The organism is Paenibacillus sp. ATY16, from assembly GCF_003399985.2.
Lineage (GTDB): Bacteria > Bacillota > Bacilli > Paenibacillales > Paenibacillaceae > Pristimantibacillus > Pristimantibacillus glycanilyticus.
The window spans coordinates 112429-128970 of record NZ_NMOK02000032.1 but is presented as its reverse complement, the minus strand read 5'-3'; the positions used below and the strand labels follow the sequence as shown (position 1 = coordinate 128970).

Below are 16542 nucleotides of genomic sequence, written 5' to 3'. Positions count from 1 at the left end.
GCGGCGCTCTGCAGCGCTGCGCCTTCGGCGAGCAGCGCCGCCAGCCGCGCGGCCAGCTGCGGCAGCGCCTGCGGCGTGCTGCCGCCTGCGCGCGGCGCGGCTGCGCCCGCGTCGCCATCGCCGGATGCTTCGCCGGCGATGGCAGCAAGCTGCTGCTGCAGCGAATCCAGCAGTTCGTGCGCGGGACGCCCGAACATGACCTGCTGCAGCGCTCCAATCGTGCCGCCGGACATCGGCAGCCCGCGCTTCAAACCCGCCGCCGCCGCTTGCATCCACTGCTCGGGATCCGCACCTTGCGGCATGGTCTCGGTTGCCGCTTTAAGCGCCGCAAAGGTGTCACGGCTCATCGTCACGCCGTCTTTTCTAAGCTCCTTCAAAATGTTGCCCGCCCACTCCTGGTCAGGCAGGCCGCTTTGCTTCAGCCAATCCTTCAGGACGTCTTCAAGGCCCGCCTGATTCTCCACCTGCTTCAGCACTAGCAATCCGCCAGCCGATTGCGGCTGCACCTGCAGCATCGCGAACTTCCCCGGCTCAAGCGGCAGCTCGAGAAACGCCCGAACCTGTACGCCGTTAATTTGGACCGTTGCTTCGTTATTTTCTAACAGCTGCAGAACGACTCCGCGGACAACCTGCCCCGGCTTTAGCTCCAGCTTTCGGGTATCCCCGCTGCCGGACGACTCGCCCAATAACCCTCTTACCAACTGTCCAATATTCATTTGGTCACCTTCTTCCGCTGTCGCATAAGCTTGAAACGACACAACGCGCAATTTGTTACCCTATTTATCGGTAGATGACCGCTTCTTCTGAAGAACAATGCAATGACTTTCTGAATGGTCCTGCCTCTAAATTATTCTAAGCGCTCTGCCGAGCTCTAATAAAGCCTCATAAGGGTCTCCTTCAAGGCCAAGCAATCGGGCAAATGCAGGCTCCGTCTTGATCCCTTGGGACTTCAACCGGATTACCCGAGCCCTCAAATCCGGATTTCTCTTCAATAGCTCCGCTTCTACAACCATATGAAGATACGCGTGTTGCTTGGTCACCGGAACCGGTTGTCCAAACAGCTCAAACTCGAAGCCCTCGTATCGAAAATTCGCTTTATAAACCGGCAAATCCCTTATTCGCTTTTCTTTCCAGCGGAAATCCTCATGCTGCCCGTATAGCAAAGCTACGCGTTCCCTAAAGCTTTCAACATCATATACCTCCATTGCAATGTCCAGATCCGAGCCTTCCACATCAATGGCGATTGGTATCGTACCGCACAATACAGGCGTGAATGCCGCCAAGTCGCGCATAATGCCAAGCTTGTCGACAACCTCGTACGCGCGTTGATTAACTTTTCCTCTCTCCGTCAAGCGCTCCTCCTTTCCCCGAAAAAAAAAGACAGCGTATCGCTCCGTTACAAGCAGTACGCTGTCTTTCTAGCACAATATTAAGGAATTTATTTTAAAATAGCTGTTGCTGTTCCACGAAAATTTTACCCAAGAAAGATTTGCGGTGAAGCGGACTTGCTCCGTATTCGAGCAGCCGTTCCCGGTGCAGCTTGGTCGCATAGCCTTTATGTATCGCAATTCCGTATTCCGGATATAGCTGCTCCCATTCTTTCTCGCACAACCGGTCTCTTGTCACCTTCGCGATGATCGAGGCGGCAGCAATCGACTGACTGGTGGCATCCCCTTTTATGATCGCAAGCTGAGGCTTCGGAAGATCCACCTTTTCCGCATCAACCAGTAAGTAATCCGGTTCCGTTTGCAGCGACTCCAGCGCAATCTTCATCGCAAGCCTTGCAGCCTGCTTGATGTTGATCCGGTCAATCGTCTCCGCATCCACGCGGGCCGCAGCCCACGCAATGCTTTTGTCAACGATGATGTCGTAGAGCTCGTTCCGCTTTTTCTCCGACAGCTTCTTGGAGTCGTTAACCCCTTCAAGCACCAGATGAGGCGGTAAAATAACCGCTGCGGCAACAACGTCGCCAAACAGGCAGCCTCTGCCTACCTCATCCACGCCGGCAATGGCGGAATATCCCTCGGCCCATAGCCGTTCTTCGTATTCCAGCACGTCTGTTATTCCCCCGGTCTGCCCGCAGCCGCAGGGAACGGTGCTTCCAGCGTTATGCGGCCAAGGTTGCCGGAACGAAGCTCCCGCAAAATAATACCGGATGCTTTCTCCAGATCCACTTGTCCTCCGCTTACGAGGCAGCCTCTGCGGCGGCCGATGTCTTCCATAATCCGTACTATTTCATCCGACTCGGAAGGATCGGTTGGGGCCTTATCCAGCTTAAAACGCTCCTGCAGCGCCGGCCAATAGCGTTCGGCAAGCTCGCGAACCGCGAAAAACGCGATATCCTCCACGTTCAGGATCTGCTCTCTGATCGCACCCGTCATTGCCAGACGGTAGCCAACTAGCTCATCCTCGAACTTAGGCCACAGGATACCGGGCGTATCCAGAAGATCCATGTCGAATGTTGTTTTAATCCATTGCTGGCCTTTCGTAACGCCCGGCTTATCGCCGGTAATCGCGATATTGCGTCCTGCCAGGCGGTTAATCAATGTCGACTTCCCGACATTCGGGATCCCGACGATCAGCCCCCGAACGGCGCGGGGATTCATCCCTTTTGCCAGCTGACGGTCGATCTTCTCCTGCAATATTTCCTTCGCCTTCACCGGAATATCACCGACGCGCGTTCCTGTCGACGAATCGACGGCTACCGTTTCATGACCTTCGTATTTGAAATAGTCGATCCATTGCTCCGTCACCCTCGGATCGGCTAAATCCGACTTGTTCAAAACAATCAGCCGCGGCTTGCCTCCTAGTATCTCATCAACCATAGGGTTGCGGCTGGAAAGCGGAATACGCGCATCCAATAGCTCAATGGCAATATCGATTAGTTTAAGCTTCTCTTGAATTTGCCGTTTTGCCCGGGTCATATGACCGGGAAACCATTGAATGGTCATTTCCTCACCTCATTGCAACATTACCAGTGCACTTTGTAGTGCTTAATGATGCTGATTTTATTTAACGGCCAGAACATGGCGTCTGCACGGCCGATAACCTCTTTTTCAGACACAAAGCCGATATCGCGGCTGTCCTGGCTGTTTCCGCGATGGTCGCCCATTGCAAAAATCTTGCCGTCCGGAACAACGGATTCCGAAACGTTCGCGTTCGGGAAGTCCGGGCCGGTATTGTACAGCTCTCCATTGGCATGTGCCGCTTCAATAGCTTCTTTAATATAAGGCTCGTCCACCTTCTGATCGTTAACGAACACGTCGTCGCCTACGACTTTGATCGTGTCGCCCGGTACGCCGATGACCCGTTTAATGAAATCACGTCCTTGATCAGGCACATGGAATACAACGACTTCTCCGTGATGCGGCTCGCGGATTTTGAAAATCAGCTTGTTGACGATCAGCCGCTCGCCCGTATAGAAGTTAGGCTCCATAGACGGTCCTTCAACGATAAATGGCGAGAACAGGAACGTACGGATAACAAACACGAGAATGACCGCGATCGCGAGCGCTTTAATCCAATCTACAATTTCCTTGTATGCTCGTCCGCCCTTTTTTGCGTCTGCGGGTCCTGATGTATTCAGTCCAGATCCATTTATTGCTTCTGTTTGCTGATTCGAATCTTCATTATGTTGTTGTGAATTCACCAGTACGCCTTCTTTCCATTCTATAGTGTCCCTATTCGTACATAGCAAGTCCTGTCAAAATAACGAAAAGGAGCTTGTTTTGAGCAAGCCCCTCTTGTCGTTTGATCTTAACGAATTTCTTTAATTCTCGCAGCTTTACCGCGCAGTTCGCGAAGATAGTACAGTTTCGCGCGACGCACTTTACCGCGACGAGCAACTTCAATTTTCTCGAGTTTTGGCGAATGCAGCGGGAAAGTTCTTTCCACACCAACACCGTACGAAATTTTGCGAACTGTGAAAGTTTCGCTGATTCCGCCGCCGCGACGTTTGATTACAACGCCTTCGAACAACTGAATACGCTCGCGCGTGCCCTCGATAACTTTAACGTGTACTTTCAGCGTGTCACCAGGACGGAAGCTAGGAAGGTCTTGACGAAGCTGTTCCTGAGCAATCGTTTGTAAAAGATTCATTGTAGTTTCACTCCTTCCACCATAGACGTTCTTAATAGCTCTTTCTGCTCCTATGAGCAGCGTCATCACTATTAGCGGACCGCCCGATTAATACGAACAACATTTGAAATTTTATCACAGCGTAGAACTTTTTTCAACCTAATATTCCGCATTGCCCGCAAAAATTCTATTATTTCTCCAGTATATCCAAAAGATAAGCGTTATACACGTTGCAACATGATATACAGCCTATTTCATGGACTTACAGCTATATGCCGTTTCTGCCGGAAGGCTTCTATCATATAGTAAGCTATTAATGAATAGAAGCGAGGATAAGCGATGGATAAGAAAAAGGCAGCCAGAGGCAATGCAAAGAGCAAAACGGGCGTAATCCGCAAATCGGCGTTCCGCGCAATCTCCGATCAATTCCAAAACGTTTCATCCGCTACCGTACCGCAAGTGCTTTACGGGCAAGAGCAATACGACTTTAATAAGGAATACAAACCCGCTACGTCTACCTTCACCGCCAAGCAAAACGGAGTTTATGCGTTTTTCGCAAGCGCCTTTTACTCAACGGAGACCTCCGATCCCGTAACGGTGACGCTCGTTATTTTCGTAAACGATACATCGCAATTGCCCGTCGTTCAGACCTTAAGCGCGGGCCGCGGAGTTGTCATGACTTCGGGTACCGCCAAGCTCAAAAAAGGCGACGAAGTGCAAGTATTTCTGCAAGCAACCGTAAGCGGCGCCATAGCTTCCGGTGCGGGAACGCGTTTCGAAGGGTTCCGTGTCCGCTAATTCGTTCATTCGGTAAACAAACGAAGAACTCGCCAGTTTGAGAATATTCGACTGGTGAGTTCTTTTTTCGCGCGCAGCCTATTTGCTAGATTCGCGACTCCTGCCGTTTCTATCAAATCTCAATACGCATACTCTGGAGTATTGCTATTTCAGCAATCATTTCTTATGAAGGGAGGTCATGTCTTATGTCGATCCGCAAAGTGAAAAAAGGGACATGCCGTCCACGGTCGTTCAAATCAGCTTTCAAAGCCATCTCCGCAAAAAATCAATCCATCGGCAGACCGGAGTTTGGCGTTACCGTAAAGTACGGCAAAGTTATCTTTGACGCGGCAAACGAATATGATCCCGTCACTTCCACGTTTATACCAAAGCATGACGGTGTCTACTCTTTATTCGGCAGCATTCTTTACAAAAGAGGCTCGAAAGAGCCGACGAGGTATCCCTTCTTCTTACTGTCAATGATTTCGTTGTGTTTGCCGGCAGTAAAGTGATTAATTCTGACCGCGAATTTATAACAGCTGCTGCAGTCAAAAGGCTCCGAAAGGGAGACGTAGTCAAATTGTCCGCTTCATCCCATGTTTCAGGCGGCGTTATTCTAAAAGGTTTTTCCACGCGCTTCAGAGGAAAAAGAATTCGTTAATTGCATACGAGAATTGCAGATTCCTTACAAGGAGTCGGTATTTTTTGCAACACTTTATACAGATTGGAGGTTATGGACAATGCCAACAAAAAAACAAGCAGTAAATACTTCGGGATACGGGTACCGCTCATATGCAAAAAAAACCGGATATGGTTCCTGCAAAAAGAAAAGCTGTTCCAAAAGGAAAAGAAAATGCGGACATGGTTGTAAACCGGCCAAATGCGTTTGTAAACCCGTTAAATGCGTGTGTAAACCGGTAAAATTCATCGCCAAAAAAGAGCCAGAAAAAAGATGTCCCGAAATCGGCTTTCCGGGCCATTTCGAACAACACCCGGAACCTTGCAGCGAGCCGTCCGGTACAAGCTGCATATAATCATGCAAAAAAGAACCGCCTGCTCAGGCCATATAGGCTGTGCGACGGTTCTTTTTTACGTGGACTGATCTTGTTCCTGAAGCGTCAGCCATTTGCGTTCCTTATCCGTCAGCTCTGCCTTCTCCAGCAGATCGGGACGGCGCTTAAGCGTCCGCAGCAGCGACTGCTCGCGTCGCCAGGTATCAATCTTGGCATGATTGCCGGATACGAGAACATCGGGCACCGCCCAGTCTCTAAATACGGGCGGACGCGTGTAATGCGGATATTCCAGCAGACCCGTGCTATACGAATCCGTAACAGCGGATGTCTCGTTTCCGAGTACGCCTGGCAGCAGCCGGACAACGCTGTCAATGACGGTCATTGCCGGAATTTCTCCGCCTGTTAACACGTAATCGCCAATCGACAGCTCATCGGTTACCAGGTGCTCGCGAATACGCTCGTCGTAGCCTTCGTAATGACCGCAGATCAGCACGAGATGCTCTTCCTTCGCAAGTTCCTCGGCCTTTTTTTGCGTAAAGGTTTCACCCTGCGGGCACATCAGAATAACCCGGGGACGCGCTCCGCTCTCCTTCTTTGCCATTAGATCCTCTACCGCGGCAAATACCGGTTCAGGCTTAAGGACCATACCGCCGCCTCCGCCGTAAGGATAATCGTCAACGGTATTATGCTTGTTATTGGAATATTCGCGGAAGTTAATCGCTTCAAGCGATACAATTCCTTTATCCTTAGCTTTGCCCAGGATGCTCGCGCCAAATACGCCGTCGAACATTTCCGGGAACAGCGTCAGCACATCGATGCGCATCATTAGATCAGCCCTTCCAGCAACCGTACTGTTACCGTTTTATTAGCCACGTCAACTTTGAGCAGGACTTCGTCGATCACCGGCAGGAGCAGCTGCTTTTTCTTCGGCATATCAACAACCCATACATCATTGGCACCCGGACGGAGAATATCCGAGATGGTACCAAGCTCTTCGCCATCTTCCGTTAATACCCGGCAGCCCATGATTTCATGATAGTAGTATTCGCCGTCATCGAGCTGTTCTAATTCTTCCTCGCCGATTTTCAGCGTCCAGCCTTTATATTTTTCAACTTCGTTAATATCGTTATAACCCTTCAGCTTCAGGATAAACATCCCTTTATGCTCCTTGGCCCCGGTTACTTCTACTTCAAGCTTTTGTCCGTTGTCAGGATGCTGCAGGGAAAGCTTGCTTCCGCTCGCAAACCGGGATTCGGCGAAATCCGTCTGGGGCAATACTTTAACTTCGCCGCGCAGACCATGCGTATTAACCAGCTTGCCCACATTAAAATATTTTTTGCTCATCGTATGTAACCACCCGTCTCTATTTGTACGAAAAAGGGCTAGGATAATTATCCTAACCCTGCATCGTATGCTTTTACGATATGATGTCTACGATAACGCGCTTCTGGGATTTGATGGCCGCTGACGTAACGACGGCACGAATTGCTTTCGCAATCCGTCCCTGCTTGCCGATTACTTTGCCGATATCATCGGCGTGGACCGACAGCTCGTACACCGTACCGCGATCATCCTCTCGCTCATTCACGCGCACGTCCTCTGGATGATCCACTAACGCCTTTGCTATGACAAGAATCAATTCTTTCATTTCAAGGCCCTCCGCTATTCAACAGTTATTTCTGTTGCTTAAGCTCATGGAACTTTTTCAGGACACCTGCTTTGGAAAGCAAGTCGCGAACTGTATCAGAAGCTTGAGCTCCTGTTTGCAGCCATTTCAACGCTTTCTCTTCGTCGATCGTTACTTGAGCCGGTTGAGCAACCGGGTTGTAAGTACCGATTTCTTCGATAAAGCGACCGTCACGTGGGGAACGGGAGTTAGAAACGACAACGCGGTAGAATGGAGCCTTGTGAGCACCCATACGTTTCAGACGAATACGTACTGCCATGGAAATTCACCTCCTTCGATTAATCAACTGCGCTTTTATATCTTAGAACGGGAATTTAAACCCTTTTCCGCCTTTGCCGAGCATGCCCTTCAGACCTTTCATTCCGCCCTTTGGACCTTTAGGGCCCATCATGGACGAGAACTGCTTCATCATCTTGCGCATGTCTTCGAACTGCTTGATAAGCCGGTTAACTTCCGTAATCGACGTACCGCTGCCCGCGGCTACGCGTTTGCGGCGGCTGTGGTTCAGAAGCTCAGGCTTTTGCTTCTCTGCCTTCGTCATCGAGCGGACAATCGCTTCAACGCGGTTGATCTGCTTCTCGTCCACCTTCAGATCCTTCATGTTGCCCTTCATCTTGTTCATGCCGGGCAGCATATCCATAAGCTGATCCAACGGTCCCAGGTTGCGGATTTGCGCCATCTGCTCAAGGAAGTCGTCGAAAGTAAATTCGGCGGTCCGCATCTTGCGTTCCATCTCTGCCGCTTTATCGGCATCAATGTTCGCTTGCGCTTTCTCGATCAGCGACAGCATATCCCCCATCCCGAGAATACGGGAAGCCATCCGGTCCGGATGGAACGGCTCGAGCGCGTCAATCTTCTCGCCCATTGCCGCGAATTTGATCGGCTTGCCGGTTACCGCTTTGACGGACAATGCGGCACCGCCGCGCGTATCGCCGTCAAGCTTCGTAAGAACGACACCCGTCAGTTCAAGCTGATCATGGAAGCTTTGCGCTACGTTAACCGCATCTTGACCGGTCATTGCGTCAACGACGAGCAAGACTTCATCGGGCTTCACGTTCTGATGGATTTGCTTCAGCTCTTCCATCAGCGCTTCATCGATATGCAGCCTGCCCGCGGTATCGAAGATAACGTAATCGTTATGGTTTTCTTTCGCATGCGCTAAGCCTGCTTTTGCAATCTCAACCGGCGAGGTCTGATCGCCAAGCGAGAATACCGGCGCGTTGATCTGCTCGCCAAGCACTTGGAGCTGCTTGATCGCCGCAGGACGGTAAATGTCGCACGCAACGAGGAGCGGCTTGCTGTTGCCCTTTTGGAGCAATTTGGCCAGCTTGGCCGTTGTGGTCGTTTTACCCGCGCCTTGCAGACCAACCATCATAATAACGGTAGGAGGCTTGTTCGCCTTTGCAAGCTTGCTTTGCGTGCCGCCCATCAATTCCGTTAACTCTTTGTTAACGATGTCGATGACGACCATGCCTGGCGTAAAGCTCTTGGAAACATCAAGACCAAGCGCTTTCTCTTTCACTTTGGCGATAAAATCTTTGACGACTTTAAAGTTAACGTCAGCTTCGAGCAGCGCAAGACGCACCTCGCGCATTGCCTCATTCAAATCTTCTTCCGTTACTTTGCCTTTGCCTCTCAGCTTGCTGAACACATTTTGCAACCGGTTCGTTAAGCTCTCAAATGCCGCCATGATTCGTCACCTCCGTCACTATCAGTCTTCGTTAACTGCTCTATGTCTTTAAGTAGCTCTTGCTTATAAGTAGGATCGATTGGCAGCTCGGCAACCTTCCGTTCCAGCCCTGCGGCAAGCTGCTGCATGAATTCATGCTTGGCAACCAGGCTTAGCTTGGCTTCATAGCCTTCAAGCACCTGCTCCGCCCGCTTCACATGTTCATAAACGGCCTGCCGGCTGATGCCGGATTCGGCTGCGATCTCGCCAAGCGAGTAATCGTCGTGAAAATAATATTTTAAGAAGGTCCGCTGTTTCTCCGTGAGCAGCGGCTCGTAGAAATCAAATAACAAGTTGATGCGTGTTGTCTTGGCTAGGGCATCCGGTTCATGTATGGTCATCCGCTCTAAGCCCCTTTCAACATCATCCGTCAAGCAAAAAGCCTTGACAGTGTCACAACGTCTCTTATCTTACACGATCCCCGATGGCACTGTCAAGCTTTTGTCCTTGTCACTTATTTAATTTGTTTCCGACTGTTCTTCTTCGCGCTGGATCAGCCCTGCAAACAAGGCATGAACGAACTGCTCCGAGTCGAATTCCTGCAGATCCGTCATCTTCTCGCCAAGACCTACCAGCTTCACAGGAAGGTTCAGTTCATTGCGGATAGCGATGACGATGCCGCCTTTTGCCGTACCGTCCAGCTTGGTCAGAACAAGACCGGTAACGCCGCTTTTCTCGCCAAAGAGCTTCGCTTGGCTGAGAGCGTTCTGGCCTGTCGTCGCGTCGAGCACGAGCAGCACTTCGTGCGGAGCATCCGGAATTTCGCGCTGAATAACGCGGAAAATCTTGTTCAGCTCCTCCATCAGGTTTGTTTTGTTCTGGAGACGGCCGGCCGTATCGCAGAGCAGAACGTCAACGCCGCGCTGCTTGGCCGCTTGCACCGCATCGAACATAACCGCGGCAGGGTCGGAACCGGACTGCTGCTTGATTACTTCAACGCCTACGCGCTGCCCCCATACTTCAAGCTGCTCGATAGCAGCCGCGCGGAACGTGTCGCCCGCCGCCAGAAGCACGCTTTTGCCTTCGCTTTTGAACTTGTGGGCGAGCTTGCCGATCGTTGTTGTCTTGCCTACGCCGTTGACGCCAACGAACAAAATTACGGTAATGCCGCTCTTCGCCATTTGCAGGCCGGGGTTTTGCTCCCCCTTCAGCAGACCGATCAGCTTTTCCGAAAGGATTGGCTGCAGCTCGGCTGCCTGCTCGATTTTCCGCTTCTTCACTTCGGCGCGGAGATCATCGATCAACGTCATAACCGTGTTGACGCCAACATCGGCGCCGATGAGAATTTCCTCGAGCTCCTCGTAAAACTCTTCATCGATTTTTTTGCGGCGCGTAATCAGCTCTTCGACCTTCTCGACAAGAGCAACGCGCGTCTTGGTCAAGCCTTCCTTAAATATCGACGTTACCGCTTCGGTCTTCGAAGCGATGCTTTCCTTCAGCTTTTTGAAAAAACTCATTCGGGTTCAAGTCCTCCATCCTATTAGGCCGCTTTTTAAGCGGATTCCTGCTCTTCCGCCTCTTCTTCCAGGCGCACGGATACCAGCTTCGATACGCCGCCTTCTTCCATCGTTACGCCATAGAGTACGTCGGCTTCTTCCATCGTGCCTTTGCGGTGCGTTACGACGATAAACTGGGTAAGTCCGGAGAACTCGCGCAAATATTGGGCAAAACGGGCAACGTTCGCTTCATCAAGCGCCGCTTCAACTTCGTCAAGCACGCAGAACGGCACCGGCTTCACCTGCAGAATGGCAAACAATAAGGCAATAGCCGTGAGCGCCCGTTCTCCGCCGGATAGCAGCTGCAGGTTTTGCAGCTTTTTGCCCGGAGGCTGAGCGACGATATCAATCCCTGTATCCAATACCCGCTCAGGATCTACCAGAACCAGGTCTGCCCGGCCTCCGCCAAACAACTTCGCGAATACAACCACGAAATGTCTGCGGATCTGTTCGAAGGTTGACCGGAAACGCTTGGACATTTCTTCATCCATCTCGCGGATAACCTGATACAAGGTCGTTTTCGCTTCCACCAGGTCATCCTTCTGCTCGGTCAGGAACTCGAAACGCTCTCTTACGCGCTCATACTCTTCGATTGCACCAAGGTTCACGTCGCCAAGCGCCGTAATTTGACGCTTGATATCGCGGACCGCGTTTTGCGTGCCAACGATGTCCTCCGGCACCGGATATTGCTCCTTCGCAAGCTCGAAGCTGAGTTCATACTCTTCGCTAAGCTTGCGGAGCAGGTTGTCCAGCTCCACGTCGAGGCGGTTTGCCGCAATTTCGGTCTGGCGCATCTGCTCTTCCACCTGGCGGAGCTGTCCGCGCTGTTCCTTCGTATCGCTCTCGCCCTGCTCGAGCTCCTTCACGCGGTCAGCGCGGGCTGAGCGCTTCAGGTCCGTCTGTTCCGCGCATTCCTGTTTCTTCAGGCGCAGATGATTAAGCTGCTCAATCTGGGCGACCGTCTCCCCGCTATGTCGTTCTATTTCGGCATCCTGCTGGCTCAAAAGATTCCTTGAGCTTGCAAGCTCCTGCTTGGCGCGCTGAATATCGGCACGGACGCGCGCGGCCTGATCCTCGAAGGATTGCTTCTCCTGATCGGTCTTCGCGACGGAAATTTTCAAATCCGTAAGCTGAACCTGAAGCTCCTCTTTCGCCGATTCGCTTGCCTTGCGGCGCTCTTCGGCAAGCCTGATCGCTTCTTGCAGACGGGCTTCGTCCGCCGTCAGCTGTTCAAGACGCACTTCGGCCTCCGCCGCCATATCCAGCATCGACTTCTGCTCTGCCGTATGATTCGTGCGGTCTGCCGTAAACAGCTGCTCTTGTTCGGTTAGATGCTTCGCCTCATTGCTCAGCTGCTGCAGCTCGGCGCGAACCTGCTGCTCGTCAATCCGGTATTGCTCAGCCTGCGAGCGAAGCTCCTCCATGTTTTGCGAGAGGATCGACTGTTCCTTGCGGATATCGCTTAACTTGTCCCGCAGCTGGACGATTGTTTTCTCGCCTTCCATTATCTCTTGGTCCAATGCTTCAATCTGGCGCTGACGGCCCAGCAGGCTTGCCCCCTTCTTCTGAAGGCTGCCGCCTGTCATCGAACCGCCGGCATTCACGACATCGCCTTCCAGCGTTACGACGCGGTAGCGGTATTGGCATTTGGATGCTATACGGTTGGCTTGCTCAAGAGTTTCGGCCAAAAGCACGTTACCGAGCAAATTTTGAATAATCGCTTCGTAACGCGGTTCGCAGGACACCAAATCTGCCGCTACGCCAACAAAGCCGTCTACCGACTCCGCCATCCGCTTTTCATGCTCGGGAACGTGACGGCCCCGGATAACGTCAAGCGGAAGGAACGTCGCTCGGCCCAGCTGACGCTGCTTCAGGAAGGAGATTGCGCTGCGTGCCGATTTCTCGTCTTCCATAACGATATGCTGCAGAGCCCCGCCCAACGCGGTTTCCACGGCCGTCTCTATTCTCTCGGGCACGCGGACGAGCTCGGCCACGGCGCCGTGCACGCCGCTGATTCCTCCGGAGCCGGAAGATCTGCGGGAAGCTTTAAGCACTTCGCGGACGCCATGCATAAAGCCGTCCAAAGCGTCCTGCATTTCCTTCATCGTGTCGCGCCGCGAAACTTGCGCATCGAGCTTCTGCTCCCATTTGCGCAGAGCGGTCGTCGCATCCTCGGAAATTTGGCCAAGCTCCTTGGCTTTCTCTGCCTGGTCGATATACTTGGTGCGCGCCTTGCCGATCGCATCGAGAGTAGCTTCAAGCTGCTTCTCAAGCTCTGCTCTCCGTGCATTCAGCTTACGCTGCTGTTCCGCCCACTTGGCTTCCTCATCGCTGAGACGCTCCATGCGGCGTTGAACCGCTTCCTGCTGCTGGGCAGCGTAACGGATTTCGTTGCGCAACTGAGCCATCGTGCTGAGCACTTCGAGCAATTCGCCCTTCAGCATCTCCTCGGCATCCACCGCGGTACCGCCCGATACGCCGATTAGGTTATCTTCCTCGACAGCAAGCTTATGCTTCAGCTCAGCCAGCTGCAATTCCAATACCGCGGCGCGATTGCGGAATTCCGCTTCCTCGCTGGTCAGCGCGGCGATTCTCTCGTCCTGGGCGGAAATCGTTTCTTCGAGCTGCTTTTTATTTTGCTCCAGATTTTTCTTCCGTTCCTTCAGAACCTCGCCGTAGCCTTCGCATTTCTCGTACTCTTCACTGTAGTGAAGCATGTCCGCATGAAGACGGTCCAGCGCTTCCTCCAGCTCGCGAAGCGCCTGGCGGTCTTTCTCCAGATGGGCATCATGCTTGCTTACAACGGTAGACAGCTCCAGCTGTTCACGCTTCAAACGCTCCAGCTTGGCGTTCGATTCCGACCAAGAGCCGTACACATTCTCAATGTTATGTACGTACATCGAGATCTCCTGCGTCTTCAATTGCTCCCTTAGCTGCTTGAAGTGGATGGCTTTCTCCGATTGAATGCGCAGCGGCTCTACCTGATCCTCCAGCTCCGTCACAAGGTCATGGATCCGGAGCAGGTTGTTCTCCGTGTCTTCCAGCTTGCGCTGGGCTTCGCGTTTACGCGACTTGTATTTAACAATGCCTGAAGCTTCTTCGAAAATACCCCTGCGGTCTTCCGACCGGGTACTCAATATTTCTTCAATGCGGCCTTGTCCGATAATGGAATAGGCTTCTTTGCCGATCCCCGTATCCATAAACAGCTCGGTAATATCCTTCAACCGGCAAGACTGCTTGTTAATCATATATTCGCTATCGCCGCTCCGATGGACGCGGCGGGTAACCGTCACTTCATTATATTCAAGCGGCAGCGCCCCATCGCCGTTATCGAGCGTCAGCGATACTTCTCCGTAGTTGACCGCCTTGCGTGCGTCGCTTCCGGCAAAAATGATATCCTCCATTTTGCCGCCGCGAAGACTCTTGGCGCTTTGCTCGCCCAGCACCCAGCGGATGCCGTCCGATATATTGCTTTTACCGCTGCCGTTAGGTCCAACGACAGCCGTAATGCCGGTGACGAATTCCATTTCCGTCTTGTCGGCAAACGATTTAAATCCCGATAATTCTATCCGTTTCAGGAACATAACCTGGCTTTCACCTCATCGCCTATTGTAACACAACTTAACGCGGCTCGTTAACCTTTTGCCCGCTGTAAAATCAGACAAGCCGGGTTAAGGCAAACGGCTATATCCGTCCTTTTCGCAGCGAAGCGCGAATGAAAAAAAGCCTGCCGCAGATCCCTTACTTGAGTCCGCAACAGGCTTATTCCATTATTCCGTTAGCGATTGCCAAGCAACTGCCGCAGCACGCTGCTCCGCTTCCTTCTTCGTTCTGCCGCTGCCGTTTCCGTAAGGAATTTCGCCGATGCAAACCTCGACGACAAACTCGCGGTCATGGGCAGGCCCACGCTCTTCCATAATCCGGTACTCTACGGCGCCAAGCCCTTTGTGCTGGGCGCGCTCCTGCAGCTTGGACTTGAAATCCTTCACCAGCAGGCCGTAGTCGTTGGATTCAATATACGGGAACATATGCGTCTCGAGAAAGGCTCTTGTCCGTTCGATGCCGGCATCTAGGAATATCGCTCCGACAAAAGCTTCAAACAAATCGGCAAGCAGCGCGGGACGCTGTCTTCCTCCGAGCTGCTCTTCGCCTCTGCCAAGCTGAATATGGGCGCCAAGCTCCAGCCGCTCCGCGAATTGGGCCAAAGACGGCTCGCAAACGACAGACGCACGCATACGGGTCAGCTCACCTTCCGGCCGGTTCGGGTACGCCGCAAACAAGTATTCCGATACGAGCAGCTGCAGAACAGCGTCGCCCAGAAATTCCAGACGTTCATTATGCTCGATCGTCCCATGTTTGTGTTCATTGACATAGGAAGTATGCGTAAAAGCCTGCTTCAGCAGCTTGAGCTGTTTGAAGCGAAGCTGCAGACGGGTCTGCAGCTCGTTAATGGAATCACGCTTCATAGACTTTCATCACGATCGTCGCGTTATGACCGCCGAAGCCGAACGAGTTGGACAGCGCCGTTCTGACATCCGCTTTACGCGGCTTATTCGGCACGTAATCCAGGTCAAGCTCAGGATCTTGATTCTCCAAGTTAATGGTTGGAGCAATAATGCCGTTCTTGAGCGTAAGGCCCAAAATAACGGCTTCGACACCGCCGGCAGCGCCAAGCAAGTGACCGGTCATCGATTTTGTCGAGCTGACCGCAAGTTTATAGGCATGATCGCCGAATGCTTTTTTGATCGCGCTCGTTTCGGAACGGTCGCCTACCGGCGTCGACGTGCCGTGTGCGTTGATATAATCAATCGCCTCGGGCTCAATGCCCGCGTCGCGCAATGCTTTCGCCATGCAGCGCGCAGCTCCGTCCGGATCCGGCTCCGTCATGTGATGAGCGTCGCCGCTCATGCCGTAGCCGATAACTTCCGCATAGATTTGAGCGCCTCGCTTTTGAGCGTGCTCCAGCGATTCCAGAATAAGAACGCCTGCCCCTTCGCCCATGACGAAACCGTCGCGGCCGATATCAAACGGACGGCTTGCTTTCTCCGGCTCGTCGTTGCGCACGGACATCGCGCGCATCGAGCAGAAGCCGGCAAGACCCGTTGGACGGATCGTTGCTTCCGCGCCGCCGCAAATCATGACGTCGGCATCCCCGCGCTGAATCATCTTGTAGGAATCGCCGATCGAGTGGGTACCCGTCGCGCAAGCCGTAACCGCCGTGCTGTTCGGGCCTTTCGCCCCGGTCAGCATCGAGACTTGTCCGGAAGCCATGTTCGCGATCATCATCGGAATGAAGAACGGGCTTACGCGCTTAGGACCTTTCTCGAGCAGGATGTTATGCTGGTCTTCCCAAGTTCCGAGTCCGCCGATACCGGATCCGACGATAACGCCTACGCGCTCGGGATCGACATTGGAGCCGATCTCGAGGCCGGCGTCTTTAACCGCGTTCAAGCTGGCAACGGACGCGAATTGGACGAAACGGTCCATGCGGCGCGCTTCTTTTTTATCAAGATTGTAATCTTCCGGATTGAAGTTCTTTACTTCAGCGGCGATTTGTGTCGGATATTCGGATACGTCAAACGCTTCGATGCGCGATACGCCCGATTTCCCTTCCATCAAATTACCCCAAAACTGTTCCAGGTCTGCTCCGAGCGAGGTAATAACCCCCATGCCGGTAACGACAACTCTTTGTTTCATTGTAAGATTCACCTCAAAGTGGACTGCATTCAGATGCGTACGTCACATCTTCTATAATAAAAGCGT

General features: G+C 52.6%; 17 protein-coding genes and 1 pseudogene. 2 read left to right on the top strand and 16 right to left on the bottom strand.

The features are described from left to right. From CFI03_RS18585 to rplS, 6 genes and pseudogenes are all read right to left on the bottom strand, one after another. Positions 1–716: pseudogene (locus tag CFI03_RS18585) on the bottom strand (DNA ligase); the annotation flags it as partial. A gap of 126 nt (positions 717–842) precedes the next feature. Beyond that, positions 843–1352 (bottom strand): DUF4269 domain-containing protein, encoded by a 510-nt coding sequence (locus CFI03_RS18580; protein ID WP_283094603.1) that lies wholly within the window; start codon positions 1350–1352, stop codon positions 843–845. A gap of 91 nt (positions 1353–1443) precedes the next feature. Next, positions 1444–2055 carry a ribonuclease HII gene (locus CFI03_RS18575; protein ID WP_248758473.1) on the bottom strand — a complete coding sequence of 204 codons (612 nt, stop codon included), beginning with the start codon at positions 2053–2055 and terminating at the stop codon, positions 1444–1446. A gap of 5 nt (positions 2056–2060) precedes the next feature. Then, on the bottom strand, positions 2061–2951 hold the full coding sequence (gene ylqF, locus CFI03_RS18570) for a ribosome biogenesis GTPase YlqF (RefSeq protein ID WP_127499245.1): 891 nt from the start codon (positions 2949–2951) through the stop codon (positions 2061–2063). Positions 2952–2971: 20 nt separating this feature from the next. Further along, positions 2972–3649, bottom strand: a complete 678-nt coding sequence (gene lepB, locus CFI03_RS18565; RefSeq protein WP_248758472.1) for a signal peptidase I — start codon at positions 3647–3649, stop codon at positions 2972–2974. 107 nt (positions 3650–3756) lie between these two features. Further along, positions 3757–4098: a 50S ribosomal protein L19 gene (rplS, locus tag CFI03_RS18560; protein WP_015845052.1), complete on the bottom strand. Its 342-nt coding sequence runs from the start codon at positions 4096–4098 to the stop codon at positions 3757–3759. Between the two features lie 318 nt (positions 4099–4416). On the opposite strand from rplS, the gene CFI03_RS18555 reads away from it, so the two are divergent. Together CFI03_RS18555 and CFI03_RS18550 are read left to right on the top strand one after the other, a co-directional pair. Beyond that, positions 4417–4875: a C1q-like domain-containing protein gene (locus tag CFI03_RS18555; protein ID WP_248758471.1), complete on the top strand. Its 459-nt coding sequence runs from the start codon at positions 4417–4419 to the stop codon at positions 4873–4875. A 185-nt stretch (positions 4876–5060) separates the two neighbouring features. Further along, entirely contained in the window at positions 5061–5366 is a 306-nt protein-coding gene (locus tag CFI03_RS18550) for a complement C1q domain-containing protein (RefSeq protein WP_248758470.1), read from the top strand. A gap of 577 nt (positions 5367–5943) precedes the next feature. On the opposite strand, the gene trmD is transcribed toward CFI03_RS18550, so the two are convergent. The 10 genes from trmD to fabF form a co-directional block, all read right to left on the bottom strand. Then, positions 5944–6690 carry a tRNA (guanosine(37)-N1)-methyltransferase TrmD gene (gene trmD / locus CFI03_RS18545; RefSeq protein WP_248758490.1) on the bottom strand — a complete coding sequence of 249 codons (747 nt, stop codon included), beginning with the start codon at positions 6688–6690 and terminating at the stop codon, positions 5944–5946. 2 nt (positions 6691–6692) lie between these two features. After that, on the bottom strand, positions 6693–7211 hold the full coding sequence (rimM, locus tag CFI03_RS18540) for a ribosome maturation factor RimM (protein ID WP_248758468.1): 519 nt from the start codon (positions 7209–7211) through the stop codon (positions 6693–6695). A 73-nt stretch (positions 7212–7284) separates the two neighbouring features. After that, positions 7285–7515: a KH domain-containing protein gene (locus tag CFI03_RS18535; protein ID WP_127499255.1), complete on the bottom strand. Its 231-nt coding sequence runs from the start codon at positions 7513–7515 to the stop codon at positions 7285–7287. Positions 7516–7540: 25 nt separating this feature from the next. Further along, complete coding sequence (gene rpsP, locus CFI03_RS18530; RefSeq protein WP_015845058.1) at positions 7541–7813, bottom strand: 30S ribosomal protein S16; 273 nt, start codon at positions 7811–7813, stop codon at positions 7541–7543. Between the two features lie 42 nt (positions 7814–7855). Further along, positions 7856–9244 carry a signal recognition particle protein gene (gene ffh, locus CFI03_RS18525; protein ID WP_127499257.1) on the bottom strand — a complete coding sequence of 463 codons (1389 nt, stop codon included), beginning with the start codon at positions 9242–9244 and terminating at the stop codon, positions 7856–7858. Next, positions 9223–9624 (bottom strand): YlxM family DNA-binding protein, encoded by a 402-nt coding sequence (ylxM, locus tag CFI03_RS18520; RefSeq protein WP_236013172.1) that lies wholly within the window; start codon positions 9622–9624, stop codon positions 9223–9225. Before ylxM ends, ffh begins: the two co-directional genes overlap by 22 nt. Positions 9625–9741: 117 nt before the next feature. Beyond that, complete coding sequence (gene ftsY / locus CFI03_RS18515) at positions 9742–10740, bottom strand: signal recognition particle-docking protein FtsY (protein WP_127499260.1); 999 nt, start codon at positions 10738–10740, stop codon at positions 9742–9744. A gap of 35 nt (positions 10741–10775) precedes the next feature. Further along, positions 10776–14363 carry a chromosome segregation protein SMC gene (smc, locus tag CFI03_RS18510; protein ID WP_248758466.1) on the bottom strand — a complete coding sequence of 1196 codons (3588 nt, stop codon included), beginning with the start codon at positions 14361–14363 and terminating at the stop codon, positions 10776–10778. Positions 14364–14549: 186 nt separating this feature from the next. After that, positions 14550–15245 (bottom strand): ribonuclease III, encoded by a 696-nt coding sequence (rnc, locus tag CFI03_RS18505; RefSeq protein ID WP_015845063.1) that lies wholly within the window; start codon positions 15243–15245, stop codon positions 14550–14552. Then, the gene (gene fabF / locus CFI03_RS18500) at positions 15235–16476 is read right to left on the bottom strand and encodes a beta-ketoacyl-ACP synthase II (RefSeq protein ID WP_248758464.1); all 1242 of its coding nucleotides are present in this window, start codon (positions 16474–16476) and stop codon (positions 15235–15237) included. The genes rnc and fabF overlap by 11 nt, the downstream gene beginning before the upstream one ends. Positions 16477–16542: the final 66 nt, after the last annotated feature.